We start from the raw sequence: 17802 nt of genomic DNA, 5'->3' as shown, positions 1-17802 counted from the left end.
CCCCAAACGCGTGGAACTTTTATCGCCCCGTCGCATTAGTTCCCGACAGACCCTCTCGGTGGCGAGAATAATTCTTGAAGCTTCAGGGACTTAACTCTCGGGGAAACGTGGAAAAGGTCATGAAAGATGTAAAGTCTCAAGCCAGCAAGAATGCGGCACCGCGCAAGCCCGGCGGACTGAACGCGGAAATTCAATCCAGAATCGGTCATCAACTCCGCGCGATGTACGACGACGTCGTCCGTCAGGGAGTGCCGGACCGCTTCGCGGATCTGGTGCGGAAGCTTGATGCGCCGGCAGCACAGTCCCACGTGGAGAACGGCGGGGGATCCAACGACCAAACCGACGGGAGGGAGTGAATGCCTCTCACTGATTCCTTGCGGGACGATATCCTCGCGGCCGTCCCCAGCCTTCGCGCATTTGCGATTTCCTTGAGTGGTAACAGCGATCGTGCCGACGACCTCGTGCAGGAAACCCTGCTCCGGGCGTTGGCCAACATCGACTCGTTTCAACCAGGATCGAATCTGCCTGCCTGGCTGTTCACGATCCTGCGCAACCTGTTCCGATCCGACTACCGAAAACGCCGGCGCGAAGTGGAGGATGCCGAAGGGAACTACGCCAAGACGCTCAAGACGCATCCCTCGCAGGGCGCGCATCTCGAGTTCGAGGAGTTCCGCGCGGCGCTCGAGAAGCTGCCTCAGGACCAGCGCGAGGCGCTGATCCTGGTCGGTGCATCGGGCTTCTCCTACGAGGATGCGGCAGCAATCTGCGGCTGCGCGGTGGGCACTATCAAGAGCCGCGTGAACCGCGCGCGCTCGAAGCTGGCAGCGCTGCTCTATGTCGAAGGCGCCGAGGATTTCGGCCCGGACGAGACCGTGCGGGCGGTGATCGGCGGCAGCGGCGGCTGATCAGCCAAGCCGTCGCAAACGAACCAGTAAAGAGGCGGCTCGCGAAAGAGCCGCCTCTTCTTGTTGTTGTTGATCACGTGCACTCGGGCATCGTGCGCCCTGGCATCCTGTTTGCCGAGAGCGCTGCGGCTATCGCGCCGGATGCACCGGCGCGGAGAACTGCTCGGTGCGATCGCGCTCGGTCATGTCGATCACCGTCTCCATCGGAGCGGTCAGCTCATACACATAGCTCGCCTCGGTGAAGAAGCGCTTTGACGTGCCGCCGAGCGCCTCCGGCGCCACGCGATCGAGCAGGATCAGTCCGAAATCGCTGTCCGGCCGCCGCGTTGCTTCACTGGTGTTCAATTCCTCCCAACGGAAGTGGAAGACGGCATTCGGCTCCTCGCCGGTCACCTCCCATTTGGCGGTGATGTGCGGGTGCTTTCCCACCAGCGAGAGGCCTTCGTCCGAGTGCGAGGCGAGTTCGAAAAACAGCAGCGACAGGCTCTGCGCGGCACGCGCGCTCACGGTGATGTCGGGTCCGTTGACCGCAATCCTGTCCGCATGCGGGATGGCGCGAGCTTCGAACAGTCCGCGCAATTGCACGCCTTGCCATTGGCTCTCGCTGAGCAGCGTGACGACGTTCGACATCGCATGGATCCGTCCGATCAGCAGCTCGCGTGCGACGTCCATGTCGCTGCCATGACGCAGCGTGCGCGTCACGATGGACTGGATCACCGCCAGGATGTTCTTGACCCGGTGGTTCAGCTCGTCGATGACCGCCGTCAGTCGGCGCTCGAAGCCGATCCGCACCTGGATTTCGCGGCTCAGGCGCAGATTGTTGTAGGCGACGTAGCCGAACAGGCCGCAGATGATACCGGTCAGCGCCATCCCGATGACGCCGACGATCGCCGCGGTCTGTTGCGCGCGCCGGACCGCATTGCCCTTGGCGTAATAGACCAGCGACCAGTCGTGATTGCCGAAGGCCACGGTGCGGGTCGACGACGGAGCAGGATCGTCCGGCCTGCGGGTCCGGCTCGTCACCGCCCCCTGATCGTTGGCAACCAGCTCATCCGAGGCGTTGCGCGGATCCTTCAACGCCACCGAGAACAACGACAGATCGTCATTGGTGAGCAGCAGTGGCCCGATCTCGTAGGAAAACGTCACGAAGCCCGCCGGCGCAGTGGCACCTTGCGGGACAACCGGGGCTGCCAGCACGATCCCGATCGGACCATCGCTCCGCACCAGCGGAGTGGGATCGGATGCGACCGGCTTGCCCTCGGCCATGGCACGCGCGAGCATCGGTCCGACGATCGGCTGCCGGTCGAGTGCGATACCGGGAAGCTTCGAGGTCTCGGCATTGCGTGGCTCGAGATCCATCAGAACGTCCAACGGACGATCGACGTTCGGCCCGAGCGGCATGTCGTCGAAATTGCGAATGGTTGGATTCGGGAAGCCAGCCTGACGCAGCTCGGCTTGCGCGATGGGGAGCTCATCCGGCCGCAGCCGTGCGATCCACGATGCCACCACGAAGTCGGTCTTGAACGCGTAGATCGACGATCGCAGCGGCTCCAGCATATTGGCCTTGATCACGGAGGGAGCGCGGAACAGCCCGGAGGCCACCCGGGCCAGCAGCTCACGTTCGGTCAGCCGGTCCTGGACGAGGCTGGCATGGACGTCGATGGCACGGGCCAGCGCAATGCGATCGAGCGCCAGCTCCTGGTCGTGTACGCGATAGGCGGCCAAGCCGGACAGCGCCGTCCCGACCAGCGCGATCAAACCGATGATGACACCCAGCCGGAGCACTCGTTCACTCTGAAGTAAAGGGTTGGCGAAGGAGGAGACGAGTCATCCAATAACCGGGCCTGCAACTCAAGGACGCACCTCGGGGCGATCGGAAGTGATCGGAGCGATCAGCGGATAGCGATCCCAGGATACCGGTGCATCGGCGCCGAGACGCCTTGGGCAAGGCGCACCCCGGGTCGAGGCAACACCCGAGGGCTCAAGTTGTTCCGGCCGGATGAGGCTTTTTTGCGTCGGTCATTCCAGCAGACGCATCGAGCAACGAAGAGCCGTGCGACGCAGATCCGTCCCCGCGCTCAGGCCGACGGCTTCAGACCGCCCTTGGCTTCGATGAAGCCGATGATCCGGTCAAGCCCCTGGCTCTTCTTCAGGTTGGTCATGACGAAGGGCCGTGAGCCGCGCATGCGCTTGGCATCCGTCTCCATCTTCTCCAGAGAAGCGCCCACATGGGGTGCCAAGTCAATCTTGTTGATCACCAGAAGGTCGGAGCGGGTGATACCCGGTCCGCCCTTCGACGGGATCTTGTCGCCCGCCGCGACGTCGATGACGTAGATCGTGATATCGGCGAGTTCCGGCGAGAACGTTGCGGCGAGGTTGTCGCCGCCCGACTCGATCAACACCAGGTCGAGTCCGGGAAACTTGGCTCGCATGTCGGCCACGGCGGCGAGGTTCATGGACGCGTCCTCGCGGATCGCAGTATGCGGGCAGCCGCCGGTCTCCACGCCGGCGATACGATCCGGAGTCAGCGATCCCGAGCGAACGAGAAACTCCGCGTCCCACTTGGTGTAGATGTCGTTGGTGATCGCAGCGATGTCGTAGTGCTCCCGCATCGACTTGCAGAGCAGATCCATCAACGCAGTCTTGCCGGACCCGACCGGGCCACCGACGCCAACGCGGAGCGGACCGTGAGACGATGCCATGTCATTTATCCTTCTGTCGTGCGCGCGACCGCGCGGGGCCGTGATCGCCGTTGCCCCGCTTCATCACGACCGAAACAGCCTTGTATATTGCGTCTCGTGATGAAGGCTTGCGAGATCGGAGCGGAACGTTGCGCCGCCGATGTGATCGAGCGAGGCGAGCAGAGCGCGGTCCGCCGTCGCGGCGACGACAGGTTCCAACGCGGCGAGCACGCGCTGGCTGTCGGTCTGCCCCAACGGTACGAGACGACTGCCGGCGGAAATCCAGTTCGACGTCAGGGCGTGCAGAAAGCCGTGCAGCAGGGGTCCCAGAGGAACGCCGTGAAGCGCGCCGACCAGCCCCACGGCGACCGGATAGACGATGGTCTCACAGCGCGCCACCGCCTCGTCGAGGCCTGCGCAGTTCCAGGCGGACCGCGCGATCTCGATGAAGGCCCGGCCCTGCGCGGTGGTCTCGAGCTGACGCTCGCGCGACGGTACGAACGCGGCCGCAAGCTCGGCCACCTCGCGGAGGCTGGCCATATCGTCGAGCTCGACCGCGCGATACGCGTGCGCGAGGAAAGCCGCGTCGCAGAAGCCGGAGCCGTTGGTCAGCATCGTCGCGAGCCAGCCGCGCAGCTCCGCCGCATCGCCGATGTCGCCTGCCTCCACGGCCCATTCGATGCCGCTCGAATAGGAGAAGCCGCCGATCGGAAACGCCGGCGACAGCCATGTCAGCAGCCGATACAGCGCAGCCGAATCCGCGGCCCTGATTGCAGCCGGCCGAGCCCCCTCCTCATTTGTGCTCATGAGCATGGGAATGACCGTGATCGTGATGGTCATGGCCGCAGTGCTCGTCATGCACGTGATGATCATGTGCATGGCCGTCGTCGTGGCCGTGATGCGCGTGATCGTGCCCGGCATGATCGTGATGATGATCGTGACCGTGGTGATCATGATCATCGTGGCCGTGCGCATGGCTGGGCTCGGCGTAGGCGCCGCCTTCCGGATCGAACGGTGCCTCGATCTCGATGACGCGCGCGCCGAGACCCTTGACCATGGCCTCGATCACGTGGTCGCGGCGGATGCGCAGGCTCTTGGCCATGATCTGCGTCGGCAGGTGCCGGTTGCCGAGGTGCCAGGCCAGCCGCACCAGATGATGCGGATCGGAAGCCCGGATCTCGAGCAGCGGCTCGGCCGCCGCCACGACCTCGATCAGCCGGCCGTCCTCCAGCACCAGGGCATCGCCACCGCGCAATGCGGTAGCGTGCTCGAGGTCCAGCAGAAACTCCAGCCCACGCGTTCCGGTCATCACCAGCCGCCGCCGGTGCCGGTCATCGAAATCGAGCAGGACGGAATCGGCGGCAGCCTCCTTCCAACGATGCTGCCCGAGCACGCGTGTCGCGCGGATCATGCTGAAACTCTCATTCTCTTATTGCGCTCACTCTTATTCCGCTCAGCGGACATCGACCTTCTCAGGCGTGATGATCTCGATCTTCGGCGGGGCCGACATGCATTTGACCGCGACGCGCCCGAACGTCTTCATGTGCTCGGTCGCGCGGTGCGGCACCAAGGCCTCGGCATTCTCCCACTGCTCGACGAAGACCATCTTGCTCGGGTCGGTGACGCTCTCATGCAAATCATAGGCGATATTGCCGGGTTCTTTGCGGGTCCCCGCAATGCAGGCAGCCGCAGCGGCGATGAATTCCGCACGGGTTTCGGGCTTGATGGTCAAGGTGGCAACGACATAGATCACGAACTCGTCCTCCCGGTACTTTTCTGGTTCTGGTACCGGGCGGGAGCTTAGTACATGAAGTAGCGCTGCGCCATGGGCAGCACCTCGGCCGGCTCGCAGGTCAGGAGCTCGCCGTCGGCCCGCACCTCGTATGTCTCCGGATCGACCTCGATGTTGGGCGTCGCATCATTGTGGATCATGCTCTTCTTCGAGATCCTGCCGCGGGTGTTCTGCACCGCGTAGAGCTTCTTCGAAAGGCCGAGCTTGCGGGCGAGCCCGCCGGTGATGGCCGCCTTCGAGGTGAAGATCACGGACGAAGCCGTCAGCGACTTGCCGAACGCGCCGAACATCGGCTGGTAATGCACCGGCTGCGGGGTCGGGATCGAGGCGTTCGGATCGCCCATGGGCGCGGCGACGATGGTGCCGCCCTTGATGACGCAGTCCGGCTTGACGCCGAAGAAGGCGGGCGACCACAGCACGAGGTCGGCGAGCTTGCCCTTCTCGACCGAGCCGATCAGCTTCGACACGCCATGCGCAATCGCCGGGTTGATCGTGTATTTGGCGATGTAGCGCTTGACGCGGAAATTGTCGTTGTCCTTGCCCTTGTCCTGCGGCAGCGCGCCGCGCTGCTTCTTCATCTTGTCGGCGGTCTGCCAGGTCCGGATGATGACCTCGCCGAGCCGGCCCATCGCCTGCGAATCCGATGACATCATCGAGAGCGCGCCGAGATCGTGCAGGATGTCCTCCGCCGCGATCGTCTCCTTGCGGATGCGGCTCTCGGCAAAGGCGAGATCCTCGGCGATCGACGGATCGAGATGGTGACACACCATCAGCATGTCCAGATGCTCGTCGATGGTGTTGCGCGTGAACGGCCGCGTCGGGTTGGTCGACGACGGCAGCACGTTCTTCAGCCCGGCGACCTTGATGATATCAGGCGCGTGCCCGCCGCCGGCGCCTTCGGTGTGGAAGGCGTGGATGGTGCGGCCCTTGAAGGCCTTGATGGTGTCCTCGACGAAGCCGGATTCGTTCAGCGTGTCGGAGTGCAGCATGACCTGCACGTCGTGATCGTCGGCGACCGAGAGACAATTGTCGATCGCCGCCGGCGTCGTGCCCCAGTCCTCGTGCAGCTTCAGCGCGCAGGCGCCGGCCTTGACCATCTCGACCAGCGCGGCCGGGCGCGACGCGTTGCCCTTGCCGGAGATGCCGAGGTTCACAGGGAACGCATCGAACGACTGCATCATGCGCCCGATGTGCCAGGGGCCGGGCGTGCAGGTGGTGGCGAAGGTGCCGTGCGACGGGCCGGTGCCGCCGCCGAGCAGCGAGGTGACGCCACTCATCAGCGCGTGCTCGATCTGCTGCGGGCAGATGAAATGGATGTGGCTGTCGAAACCGCCGGCGGTGAGGATCTTGCCCTCGCCCGCGATCACGTCGGTGCCCGGGCCGATCACGATGGTGACGCCGGGCTGGATGTCCGGATTGCCGGCCTTGCCGATCGCTGAGATCATGCCCTCTTTGATCGCGACGTCGGCCTTCACGACACCCCAGTGATCGACGATGAGCGCATTGGTGATGACCGTGTCGGCGGCGCCCTGCTTGTTGGTCGCCTGCGACTGGCCCATGCCATCACGGATCACCTTGCCGCCGCCGAACTTCACCTCCTCACCATAGGTGGTGAAGTCCTTCTCGACCTCGATGATCAGGTCGGTGTCGGCGAGGCGCACCTTGTCACCGGTGGTCGGGCCGAACATGTCGGCGTAGACGGAACGCTTGATCTTGACGGACATGTCGTGCTCCAGCCTCTAGCTCTCAAATATATCCGGTGCGGCTCATTTGGGACGCGCGCAGATCGATTGAAACTTGGCGACGTTCTCAAGACCCGCCTTGAACTCCTCGCGAACGACGGTCTTGCCGACTTTGAACGTCAATCGTCCGGACCGCTTAAACGCATCGAAGGCGGGCGCATCCGCCTCCAACTCAAAGCTATACTCCCAGACCGATCCCGCCTCGCTGTAGGACACGCTCAGGAGGGCTTGCCCGAACCGGCTCGCCGGGACCATCTCGACCTGCGGATAGCCGTTGGACCGCAGAAGATCAGCGACCGCATTGCGAAGCTCCTGGCCGGCATCTCCCGTGACGGCGATGGTCCCGGATTTGGCCTTGCAGCGAAAGGAGGGCGAACCGACATCGTCGGTGGCCTCATCGCTATGACTCGGAGATAGCAGCGCTCCCCCGTCCTGTTCGAAAATGCGCCAGCGCTGATCGTCGGCCGCCCAAGCAGCAGAGGCAAATGCTGCAAGAGCCGATGCCGCACGCAGGCCGCAGACAGCAGCAGGGCGCATGCGAGCCAATACGCTCACAACGTCGCCCTCGCATTCGCAACCGTCTCATCGAACAGCACATCGAGCCGCGCGTTGACACCGCGGCAGCCGGCGACGACCTGCTCGGCCCAGCCGAGATACTCCATCAGCTCGAGCTGCTGCTCCAGGTCCGGCTCGAAGAAGATGCGGGCGCGGATGTTGCTGATCTTGTCGGCGATCTTGATCTGCTTGGCACCAGCGGACTTGCCGGGCGCGGCGATGACCTGGACCTGGCGCCGCTCGCTCTTCGGCAGGGTCATGTCATCTGTGACTTCCACGACGAGGTCGGCAACACGACGCCCAAAGCGCTCCGCCAGCTCGTCAGCGGCCGTATCGGTGTCCTCGATGGTGTCGTGCAGCCAGCCTGCCGCGACGAGCTCGGCGTCCTCGCCGTCGCAGGTTGCCGACAGGATGTTTGCGACCTCGGCGAGATGATTGATGTAAGGCTCCTCGTCGCGGCCCTTGCGCTGCTGGCCGGCGTGACGGCGCGCCGCCAGCTCGGCGGCTTCGGAGACGAGGCGTAATCCGGTCAGCATCGGCTTACAACTTGCCCATGACGTCGCCGCGAAAGCCGTAGACCATGCGCTTGCCGGCGAGCGCCACCAGTTGCACGTCGCGGGTCTGGCCCGGCTCGAAGCGCACGGCCGTGCCGGCCGCGATGTCGAGCCGCATGCCGCGCGCGCGTCTGCGATCGAACTTCAGCGCCGGATTGGTCTCGAAGAAATGGTAGTGCGAGCCGACCTGGATCGGCCGGTCGCCGGTATTTGCGACCGACAGGGTCACGGTTTTGCGGCCGGCATTGAGCTCGATCTCGCCGTCCTGGATGAAGAGTTCGCCGGGGATCATTTCGCTTTTTCTCCGTCATTCCGGGGCGGTCCGCAGGACCGAGCCCGGAATCTCAAACGATTGTTTTCAAGCCATCTCTGGATTCCGGGCCCAGCGCTGCGCGCTGTCCCGGAATGACGTGCAATGATTAGCGGATCGGCTCGTGCACCGTGACCAGCTTGGTGCCGTCCGGAAACGTCGCCTCGACCTGGATGTCGTGGATCATCTCGGGGATACCGGGCATCACCTGGTCACGGGTCAGGACCTGGGCGCCGGCCTGCATCAGTTCGGCCACGGTGCGGCCGTCACGCGCGCCCTCCAGGATGAAGTCGGAGATGATCGCGACCGCTTCGGGGTGGTTCAGCTTGACGCCGCGATCGAGCCTGCGGCGGGCCACAATGGCGGCCATCGAGATCAGGAGCTTGTCCTTTTCGCGGGGAGACAGGTTCATGCGGACTCTCTGGTGATGGTCTTCTGGTAGTCATCAGTTGGTAAACGTCTAGTTGAGCCACAGCCGCGGCAGCGGCCCGGTCGAAGCACAGCCGAGCACCGCCATCATGTCGGCGCGCAGGCTTGCGGCATCTTGGGCACAGAAGCGGGCCATTGCAAATCCATTCCAGGCCGACAGCGCGACCTCTCCCCGGAAGGCCGGCAGGCTGTCCCTGATGCGGTCGACCAGCGCGGCGTCGCCCGGCACGATCAGCGCGGTCCCGATGGCCGCGCCGCCCTTGGCGATGGCCGGCCGCGCCAGCTTGTCGCCGATGTCGCCGTCGAGGCGGACCGTCTCGGCGAACACCAGCTTGCCGCCGCGCCGCAGCCGCCAGCGATCGACGAATTCGCCCTCGCGCATGCACTCACCCATCGCGGTGCGGCCGAACACGACGATCTCGCACAACAACAGCGAGGCGGTATCGGCAAGGTCGATGTCGATCCGGCGATGGATGCGGGCGCGGTCGAACAGGATGGTCTCCTGCGGCAGCCAGGAGATGTGGGCACCCGCATGGGCGGTCAGCGCGATATCGAGCTCTGCGGGCTTGCCAGCGGCGCGATAGACCTTTTCGGCCGCGGCGCTCGAAAGCGTCATGCGGCTACCTTCGCCGGCTGTGACCTCGATCGCAAAGTGGTCACCGCCGGCGATGCCGCCGGCCGTGTTGACGAACATCGCCGACAGACCGTCGTCCTCGGGCGAGGGAAAGCGCACCCGCAGCGAGCCGGATTCATGCAGATGATGGCGCCGCGTCATGCCATCCTGCAGCCGCACGTCGAAGCGCACCGCGCCTCGGGCGCGGTTGGCCTCGAAGATGTCGGCAGCGGCGCTGGCGGGATCGGCCCGCATCGATCCCCTCCCCTGGGACCAGACGCGGGCGAGACCGCGTCGAGAAGCTACGTGATGATCACAGCGCCATCTGGCGGCTGATCTCGGCCTGATCGAGATTGGCGCGGGTGCAGGTGAACTTCACCGCGCCGCGATCCATAACGGCGAAGTTGTCGCCGAGTTCGCAGGCAAAGTCGAGATACTGCTCGACCAGGACGATCGCGATGTTGCCAAGATTGCGCAGATACGAGATCGCCCGGCCGATGTCCTTGATGATCGAGGGCTGGATGCCCTCGGTCGGCTCGTCGAGAAGCAGGAGCTTTGGCCGCATCACCATGGCACGGCCGATCGCAAGCTGCTGCTGCTGGCCGCCGGAAAGATCGCCGCCGCGGCGGCCGAGCATCGATTCCAGCACCGGAAACAGCGAGAACACGTCGTCCGGGATGCTGCGATCGCTGCGCTTCAGCGGTCCGAAGCCGGTCTTGAGGTTCTCCTCCACCGTGAGCAGCGGGAAGATCTCGCGACCCTGCGGCACGAAGCCGATGCCCTTGCGCGCCCGTTCATAGGGCTTGAGATGGGTGATGTCGGCGCCATCGAAGGTGATGCTGCCGGAGGCCAGCGGATATTGTCCGACCAGCGCCCGCAGCAGCGAGGTCTTGCCGACGCCGTTGCGGCCGAGCACGCAGGTGACCTTGCCGGGCTCCGCCGCGATCGAGACGCCGCGCAGCGCCTGGGCGGCGCCGTAATAGAGGTTGATGTCCTTGACGTCCAACATCGCCTAGCGCCCCAGATACACTTCGATTACCCGATCGTTCGACGACACCTGATCGATGGTACCTTCGGCCAGCACCGTGCCTTCGTGGAGGCAGGTGACCTTGACGCCGAGCTCGCGCACGAAGGTCATGTCGTGCTCGACGACCATGACGGTATGATCCTTGTTGATTTCCTTGAGCAGCTCAGCCGTCTGATGCGTCTCGACGTCGGTCATGCCGGCGACCGGTTCGTCGACCAGCAGCAGCTTCGGGTCCTGTGCCAGGAGCATGCCGATCTCCAGCCACTGCTTCTGGCCGTGCGACAGGCTGCCGGCGAGCTTGCGTCTGGCATCCTTGAGCCGCACGGTCTCGAGCACCCGGTCGATCTGCTCGGACTCGCTCCTCGAGCCGCGCCAGAACAGCGTGCCCTTGACGCTGTGATCGACATTGAGCGCGAGCAGCAGGTTGTCCTCGACCGACTGGCTCTCGAACACCGTCGGCTTCTGAAACTTGCGGCCGATCCCGAGCTCGGCGATGCGGGTCTCGTCGAGGCGGGTGAGATCCGTCTTGCCGTCGAACAGCACCGTGCCCTCGTCGGGCTTGGTCTTGCCGGTGATGATGTCCATCATCGTGGTCTTGCCGGCCCCGTTCGGGCCGATGATGGCGCGCATCTCGCCGGACTCGAGCGTCAGCGAGAGATTGTTGATGGCGTGGAAGCCGTCGAACGAGACGTGCACGCCGTCGAGATAGAGCAGCGACGACGTCGCGCGGGTGTCCATCACGTTCATGCGCTCACTCCGCCATCTTGGGTTCGGTGACGCCGTCCTCGCGGGCGGCGCTCTCGGCGTTCAGCCTCCTGCTGCCGAGCTGATCCCACCAGGAATTGAAGGTGCCTATGATGCCTTTTGGCAGCAGCAGAGTGACGAGCACGAACAATGCGCCGAGCATGAACAGCCAGTACGGCGCCAGCACGCCCGAGGTGAAGAACGTCTTCGCGTAGTTCACGACGACGGCGCCGAGCGCAGCACCTACCAGCGTGCCTCGGCCGCCGACCGCGACCCAGATCACGGCCTCGATCGAATTGCCGGGCGCGAACTCGGATGGATTGATGATGCCGACCTGAGGAACGTAGAGCGCGCCTGCGACGCCGGCCATGCACGCCGACAGCGTGAACACGAACAGCTTGTAGGACTCGACACGATAACCGAGGAAACGCGTCCGCGACTCGGCATCGCGGATCGCGATCAGCACCTTGCCGAGCTTCGACGACACGACGGCCCGGCAGATCAGGAACGCCAGAATGAGCGCGAGACAGCTCAGCGCGAACAGCGCGGCGCGGGTGCCTTCCGCCTGGACGTTGAAGCCGAGGATGTCCTTGAAGTCGGTCAGGCCGTTGTTGCCGCCGAAGCCGAAATCATTGCGGAAGAAGGCGAGCAGCAGCGCGTAGGTCATCGCCTGGGTGATGATCGACAGATACACGCCGGTGACGCGCGAGCGGAAGGCGAGCCAGCCGAAGCAGAAGGCGAGCAGGCCGGGCACCACGAGCACCATCAAAGCCGCGAACCAGAACATGTCGAAGCCGTGCCAGTACCAGGGCAGCTTGGAATAATTCAGGAACACCATGAAGTCCGGCAGGATCGGATTGCCATAGACGCCCCGGGTGCCGATCTGGCGCATCAGATACATGCCCATCGCATAGCCGCCGAGCGCGAAGAACGCGCCGTGACCGAGCGAGAGGATGCCGCAATAGCCCCAGATCAGGTCGATCGAGAGCGCCAGGATCGCGTAGCAGACATATTTGCCCCACAGCGCGACCAGATAGGTCGGCACCTGCAGCGCCGAACCGGCCGGCAGCAGCAGGTTGGACAGCGGGATCAGCACGCCGCAGGCGGCGACGACGAGCACGAAGACGGTCGCAGCGCGGTCCAGCGACCGGGTGAGGACGTGCGGCATCATGCTTCCACCGCCCGGCCCTTGAGCGCGAACAGCCCGCGCGGGCGCTTTTGAATGAACAGGATGATCAGCACCAGAATCGCGATCTTGCCGAGCACGGCGCCGGCGACCGGCTCCAGGAACTTGTTGGCAATGCCGAGCGTGAAGGCGCCGACCAAGGTGCCCCAGAGATTGCCGACGCCGCCGAACACCACGACCATGAAGGAGTCGATGATGTAGCTCTGGCCGAGATTCGGGCTGACATTGTCGATCTGCGACAGCGCCACCCCGGCGATGCCGGCGATGCCGGAGCCGAGCCCGAAGGTGAGCGCATCGACCCGCGAGGTCGCGATGCCCATCGACGCCGCCATGCGCCGGTTCTGCGTCACTGCACGCATCTCCAGGCCGAGCGCGGTGTAGCGCAACATCGCCAGCAGGATGGCGAACACCGCCATGGTGAAGCAGAGGATCCAGAGCCTGTTATAGGTGATGGTGATCTGTCCGAGTTCGAACGCACCGCTCATCCAGGAGGGATTGCCGACCTCGCGGTTGGTCGGACCGAATGCCGTGCGCACCGCCTGCTGCAGGATCAGCGACAGGCCCCAGGTCGCCAGCAGGGTTTCGAGCGGGCGGCCGTAGAGGAAGCGGATGATGGTGCGCTCGATCAGCACGCCGATCGCGCCGGCCACCAGGAAGGCGAGCGGGACGGCAATCAGCAGCGAATAGTCGAACAGCGCCGGGTAGCGCGTGCGGATGACCTCCTGGACGACGAAGGTGGTGTAGGCGCCGAGCATCACCATCTCGCCATGGGCCATGTTGATGACACCCATGACGCCGAAGGTGATGGCAAGGCCGATGGCGGCCAGCAGCAGCACCGAGCCGAGCGACAGGCCGTACCAGGCGTTCTGCACGCCGGACCAGATTGCGAGCGAGCTCTGGATCGACGAGATGGCGCTCGCCGCAGCCTTGGCGACGGTTGCCGGCTGGTCCGCGCCGCCGATCTCCGTCAGCAGCGCCAGAGCTTCCTGGTCGCCGCGCGCCCTCACGGTGGCGACGGCTTCGAGCTTGTCGACCTCGCTGGCGTCAGACTTGAACAGGAGGATGGCGGCACGCGCCTCGGTCAGCGCCTGCTTCACGGCGCGATTGGTTTCCTTGGCGAGCGCCGACTCCACCGTCGGCAACGTCGCCTCGTCATGCGACTTGAACACCGATCTTGCGGCGGTCAGGCGCGTGTTGGTATCCGGCGACAGCAGCGTCAAACCGCCGAGCGCGGCATCGACGCTGCGGCGCAGCCGGTTGTTGAGGCTGACGGCGGCGGCATTGTCGGGCAGTTTGTCGACGGCGGCGCCGGTGGCAGCATCGATGATCCTGCCGTCGGCCTGCTTGATGAAGACCTTCTTGGTGTCGGCATCGAACATCAGCCATTCGTCCTGGAGCGCGCTGATGATCGGGAAAGCCAGCGGGTTGCCCGACACGGCGATCTCGCCGACGGCCTCGTCCGTGTCCGAGAAATCATCGTTCGCGAACTTCGCGACGGACTCTTCGAAACTGGCTGCGAAGGCGGGAACGGAAACGGCGATCAGGGCGAGCAAAACAAGCAGACGGCGAATGATCGCCAAAAAAGGAGCAGGCACTGGACAACCCCGGCAGGAGTTCAGGAGGTCGGGAGAAGGCGGCAACATCGCCGCCTTCTCCTGTCGTCATGGTCGCGTCAGGTCGAGATCAGGAGCCCGAGCCCAGGCACTTGTTGGTCTTGACGTTGAAATTGCCGCACTTCTTGCCGACCCAGTCGCCGATCAGGTCCTTCGAGCCCTCGAGCTCCTTCGACCAGGCGTCGCCGGGGACGAGGTCCTTGGTCTTGTAGACGACACTGAACTGGCCATCGCCCTTGATCTCGCCGATGAACACCGGCTTGGTGATGTGGTGGTTCGGCAGCATCTTCGACACGCCGCCGGTCAGATTCGGCGCCTCGGTGCCCGGGAGAGCGTCGATGACCTTGTCCGGATCGGTCGACTTCACCTTCTCCACCGCCTTCACCCACATGTTGAAGCCGATCACATGCGCTTCCATCGGGTCGTTGGTCACGCGCTTCGGGTTCTTGGTGTAGGCCTGCCAGTCCTTGATGAACTTCTCGTTCGCCGGGGTCTTGATCGACTCGAAGTAGTTCCAGGCGGCGAGATGGCCGACCAGCGGCTTGGTGTCGATGCCGGCGAGCTCTTCCTCACCCACCGAGAATGCGACGACCGGAATGTCCTTGGCCTTGATGCCCTGGTTGCCGAGCTCCTTGTAGAACGGAACGTTGGCGTCGCCGTTGATGGTCGAGACCACGGCGGTCTTCTTGCCGGCCGAGCCGAACTTCTTGATGTCGGCGACGATGGTCTGCCAGTCGGAATGACCGAACGGCGTGTAGTTGATCATGATGTCGTCCTGAGCCACGCCCTTGGACTTCAGGTAGGCTTCGAGGATCTTGTTGGTGGTGCGCGGATAGACGTAGTCGGTGCCGGCCAGCACCCAGCGCTTCACCTTCTCTTCCTTCATCAGGTAGTCGACCGCCGGGATCGCCTGCTGGTTCGGCGCCGCACCGGTGTAGAACACGTTGCGCTCGCTCTCCTCGCCTTCGTACTGGACCGGGTAGAACAGGATGCTGTTCAGCTCCTTGAACACTGGCAGCACCGACTTGCGCGACACCGAGGTCCAGCAGCCGAACACGACCGCGACCTTGTCCTTGGTGATCAGCTCACGCGCCTTCTCGGCGAACAGCGGCCAGTTCGAAGCGGGGTCGACCACGACGGCCTCGAGCTTCTTGCCGAGCACGCCGCCCTTCTTGTTCTGTTCGTCGATCAAGAACAGGATCGTGTCCTTCAGCGTGGTCTCGCTGATGGCCATGGTGCCGGACAGAGAATGCAGAACGCCAATCTTGATGGTGTCGTCAGCGGCCTTGGCCGGGCCAAAGCCGGCTGCGCCGAGCGCCAGGCCGGCAGCAGCAGCCAGCCAGCGACGGCGGCTGAACGGCGCCGTTAATTCCCGAGTGAGTCGAGTAAGCATGAGGTAATATCTCCCTGACGCAGACCTGCTTCGCAGCCAAGGCGGCCGGCGGTCTGCGCAGGCAGGAATCGCAAGAAGTGTGCCATGCCGTGCACATCTGGTAAGGCATTGACATAAAAGTGGAACTAGGCGTTCTCGCAGAGAGGTACCGCGACCTTCTGCTGCCGGATTGAGCAAGCCCGATGATTAATCAGATGGCATACAGCGCAGGATTTGTGCACTTTGTTTTGAATGGCTAAATTTAAAGCAGCCGAGTACCACCCGGAAAGCCAATCCGTTGCGCACCGGCCTTGAAAGTGCCGTCCATCTGTTCCATATAGCTGGTAGATCAGGGCGAATCGGCCGGATCTTTGCAAGCCGCGTGTTCTTTAGCTCGACCAGAGCTTCTGGCTTCGCATTCTCACCCATCCAATCTAGGCGCTCCAAACACGCGGGTGTCTCTCAACCACCCACCCGCGTCCGGCTGCCTGCCGACACGGGCCTTATCCTCTTATGGAAAGCCCCATCTTTTGACATCCTTCCAGGATTTTAACCTCGCCGAGGCGCTGACGCGCGCGCTGAAGGAAGAGAACTACACCACCCCTACCCCGATCCAGGCCCAGACCATCCCGCTCGCGCTCGAAGGCCGCGACGTGATCGGCATCGCCCAGACGGGAACCGGCAAAACGGCCTCGTTTGCGCTGCCGATCCTGCACCGCTTGCTGCAGAACCGGATCAAGCCGCAGCCGAAGACGGCACGCGTGCTGGTGCTGAGCCCGACCCGCGAATTGTCGGGTCAGATCCTCGACAGCTTCAACACCTATGGCCGGCACATCCGGCTGAGCTCGGCGCTCGCGATCGGCGGCGTGCCGATGGGGCGCCAGGTCCGCGCTATCATGCCCGGCCTCGAAGTGCTGGTTGCCACCCCTGGCCGGTTGCTCGATCTGGTTCAGAGCAACGCTTTGAAGCTGACCCATGTCGAGTTCCTGGTGCTCGACGAAGCCGACCGCATGCTCGACATGGGCTTCATCAACGACATCCGGAAGATCGTGGCCAAGCTGCCGATCAAGCGGCAGACGCTGTTCTTCTCGGCCACCATGCCTAAGGACATCGCCGAGCTCGCGGACGCCATGCTGCGCGACCCCGCGCGGGTCGCGGTGACCCCCGTCTCCTCGACGGTCGAGCGCATTGCCCAGCGCGTCATCCACGTTGACCACTCGGCCAAGCCGAACCTTCTGGCTCAGTTGCTCAAGCAGGAGCCGGTCAACCGCGCGCTGGTGTTCACCCGCACCAAGCACGGCGCCGACAAGGTCGTGAAGAGCCTCGAAAGAGCCGGCATCCCCGCCCAGGCGATTCACGGCAACAAGTCGCAGAACCATCGCGAGCGCACCCTGGCGGCGTTCCGCACCGGCGAGATCCGAACCCTCGTCGCAACCGACATCGCGGCCCGCGGCATCGACGTCGACGGCGTCAGCCATGTCGTCAATTTCGACCTGCCGAACGTGCCCGAGACCTACGTCCACCGGATCGGCCGCACGGCGCGCGCCGGCGCCGAGGGCGTTGCGATTTCGCTCGTGGCCGGATCGGACGAGCTGTCCTACCTTCGCGACATCGAACGGCTGATCAAGATCTCGCTGCCGCGCGACGATCGCCGCACGCCCGGCCTCCGCGAGGCCGCTGCACCGGCCAAGCCGCCTCAGCGCGGTGGCCGTCCTGGCATGCAGAATGCGCGGACCAACGAGGGTGGCACCGCCGCAAAAGGCCCTCGCCGTCACCGTCGTTCCAATGCTAAGATGGCGTCTCTGCCAGGCAATCGTCAGGAGCCCCAGCGGCCGTCGCAAGGCGGCGGTAAGGCCGGGTCGATTCAAGGCGTTGCTTTCCTGCATCGCGAGGGCAGACCCAAAAACCACGCTCAAAACCGCAACCAACGGCCAAACTAGACGTCTATCGATCTGGAGAAAGACATGGCTAAGGAAGAGCTGATCCAGTTCGAAGGGCTGGTCACCGAAATCCTTCCCGACGCACGCTATCGGGTACAACTCGACGCGGGGCACGAGATCGTCGCCTACACCGCGGGCAAGATGAAAAAGAATCGCATCAAGACGCTCGCGGGAGACCGCGTGACGGTCGAGATGTCGCCCTACGACCTCGAAAAGGGCCGGCTGATCTTCCGCCACAAGGACGAGCGTGCCAGCTCGCCCGGCGGTCCTCCGCGTGGCGCAGCGCAGCGCGGCGGCCAGTTCCGTCGGCGCTAGGGGCATTGGGCGGAGCAATGTTCC

General features: G+C 64.3%; 20 protein-coding genes. 4 read left to right on the top strand and 16 right to left on the bottom strand.

From position 1 onward, the window contains the following. Window positions 1-119: 119 nt before the first annotated feature. Window positions 120-356, top strand: a complete 237-nt coding sequence (locus tag QX041_RS34250) for a NepR family anti-sigma factor (protein WP_315713837.1) — start codon at window positions 120-122, stop codon at window positions 354-356. After that, on the top strand, window positions 357-905 hold the full coding sequence (locus QX041_RS34245; RefSeq protein WP_006612137.1) for a sigma-70 family RNA polymerase sigma factor: 549 nt from the start codon (window positions 357-359) through the stop codon (window positions 903-905). A gap of 129 nt (window positions 906-1034) precedes the next feature. Here QX041_RS34245 and QX041_RS34240 read toward each other — a convergent pair whose 3' ends face one another. The 16 genes from QX041_RS34240 to urtA form a co-directional block, all read right to left on the bottom strand. Then, a complete protein-coding gene (locus tag QX041_RS34240) occupies window positions 1035-2690 on the bottom strand; it encodes an HWE histidine kinase domain-containing protein (protein WP_315713836.1) in 1656 nt (551 codons plus the stop codon). Window positions 2691-2983: 293 nt separating this feature from the next. Further along, complete coding sequence (gene ureG, locus QX041_RS34235) at window positions 2984-3607, bottom strand: urease accessory protein UreG (protein ID WP_315713835.1); 624 nt, start codon at window positions 3605-3607, stop codon at window positions 2984-2986. Window positions 3608-3670: 63 nt separating this feature from the next. Continuing rightward, window positions 3671-4393, bottom strand: coding sequence for an urease accessory protein UreF (locus QX041_RS34230; protein ID WP_315714368.1), 723 nt, complete (start codon window positions 4391-4393; stop codon window positions 3671-3673). Continuing rightward, the gene (ureE, locus tag QX041_RS34225; protein ID WP_315713834.1) at window positions 4380-4997 is read right to left on the bottom strand and encodes an urease accessory protein UreE; all 618 of its coding nucleotides are present in this window, start codon (window positions 4995-4997) and stop codon (window positions 4380-4382) included. Before ureE ends, QX041_RS34230 begins: the two co-directional genes overlap by 14 nt. 42 nt (window positions 4998-5039) lie before the next feature. Beyond that, window positions 5040-5339, bottom strand: coding sequence for a putative quinol monooxygenase (locus QX041_RS34220; protein WP_315713833.1), 300 nt, complete (start codon window positions 5337-5339; stop codon window positions 5040-5042). A 47-nt stretch (window positions 5340-5386) separates the two neighbouring features. Next, a complete protein-coding gene (gene ureC, locus QX041_RS34215; RefSeq protein ID WP_315713832.1) occupies window positions 5387-7102 on the bottom strand; it encodes an urease subunit alpha in 1716 nt (571 codons plus the stop codon). Between the two features lie 42 nt (window positions 7103-7144). After that, window positions 7145-7675 (bottom strand): hypothetical protein, encoded by a 531-nt coding sequence (locus tag QX041_RS34210; protein ID WP_315713831.1) that lies wholly within the window; start codon window positions 7673-7675, stop codon window positions 7145-7147. Continuing rightward, complete coding sequence (locus QX041_RS34205; protein ID WP_315713830.1) at window positions 7672-8211, bottom strand: HD domain-containing protein; 540 nt, start codon at window positions 8209-8211, stop codon at window positions 7672-7674. The genes QX041_RS34210 and QX041_RS34205 overlap by 4 nt, the downstream gene beginning before the upstream one ends. A 4-nt stretch (window positions 8212-8215) precedes the next feature. Further along, window positions 8216-8521 carry an urease subunit beta gene (locus tag QX041_RS34200; protein ID WP_315713829.1) on the bottom strand — a complete coding sequence of 102 codons (306 nt, stop codon included), beginning with the start codon at window positions 8519-8521 and terminating at the stop codon, window positions 8216-8218. 127 nt (window positions 8522-8648) lie between these two features. Then, a complete protein-coding gene (locus QX041_RS34195; protein WP_315713828.1) occupies window positions 8649-8951 on the bottom strand; it encodes an urease subunit gamma in 303 nt (100 codons plus the stop codon). Window positions 8952-8999: 48 nt separating this feature from the next. Further along, a complete protein-coding gene (locus tag QX041_RS34190; RefSeq protein WP_315713827.1) occupies window positions 9000-9836 on the bottom strand; it encodes an urease accessory protein UreD in 837 nt (278 codons plus the stop codon). Between the two features lie 58 nt (window positions 9837-9894). Beyond that, window positions 9895-10590 carry an urea ABC transporter ATP-binding subunit UrtE gene (gene urtE / locus QX041_RS34185; protein ID WP_315713826.1) on the bottom strand — a complete coding sequence of 232 codons (696 nt, stop codon included), beginning with the start codon at window positions 10588-10590 and terminating at the stop codon, window positions 9895-9897. 3 nt (window positions 10591-10593) lie between these two features. Continuing rightward, a complete protein-coding gene (gene urtD, locus QX041_RS34180) occupies window positions 10594-11355 on the bottom strand; it encodes an urea ABC transporter ATP-binding protein UrtD (RefSeq protein WP_315713825.1) in 762 nt (253 codons plus the stop codon). Window positions 11356-11359: 4 nt separating this feature from the next. Next, entirely contained in the window at window positions 11360-12523 is a 1164-nt protein-coding gene (gene urtC / locus QX041_RS34175; protein ID WP_315713824.1) for an urea ABC transporter permease subunit UrtC, read from the bottom strand. Next, the gene (gene urtB, locus QX041_RS34170) at window positions 12520-14133 is read right to left on the bottom strand and encodes an urea ABC transporter permease subunit UrtB (protein WP_410051909.1); all 1614 of its coding nucleotides are present in this window, start codon (window positions 14131-14133) and stop codon (window positions 12520-12522) included. Before urtB ends, urtC begins: the two co-directional genes overlap by 4 nt. Window positions 14134-14221: 88 nt before the next feature. After that, window positions 14222-15544, bottom strand: a complete 1323-nt coding sequence (gene urtA, locus QX041_RS34165; protein ID WP_315713823.1) for an urea ABC transporter substrate-binding protein — start codon at window positions 15542-15544, stop codon at window positions 14222-14224. A gap of 509 nt (window positions 15545-16053) precedes the next feature. On the opposite strand from urtA, the gene QX041_RS34160 reads away from it, so the two are divergent. After that, a complete protein-coding gene (locus QX041_RS34160; RefSeq protein WP_316168107.1) occupies window positions 16054-17463 on the top strand; it encodes a DEAD/DEAH box helicase in 1410 nt (469 codons plus the stop codon). 24 nt (window positions 17464-17487) lie between these two features. After that, the gene (infA, locus tag QX041_RS34155; protein ID WP_315713821.1) at window positions 17488-17778 is read left to right on the top strand and encodes a translation initiation factor IF-1; all 291 of its coding nucleotides are present in this window, start codon (window positions 17488-17490) and stop codon (window positions 17776-17778) included. Window positions 17779-17802 lie beyond the last annotated feature (24 nt).

Origin of the sequence: Bradyrhizobium sp. SZCCHNRI2009 (assembly GCF_032485115.1) — a bacterium.
GTDB lineage: Bacteria > Pseudomonadota > Alphaproteobacteria > Rhizobiales > Xanthobacteraceae > Bradyrhizobium.
This window is presented reverse-complemented; position numbering and strand designations above follow the sequence as displayed.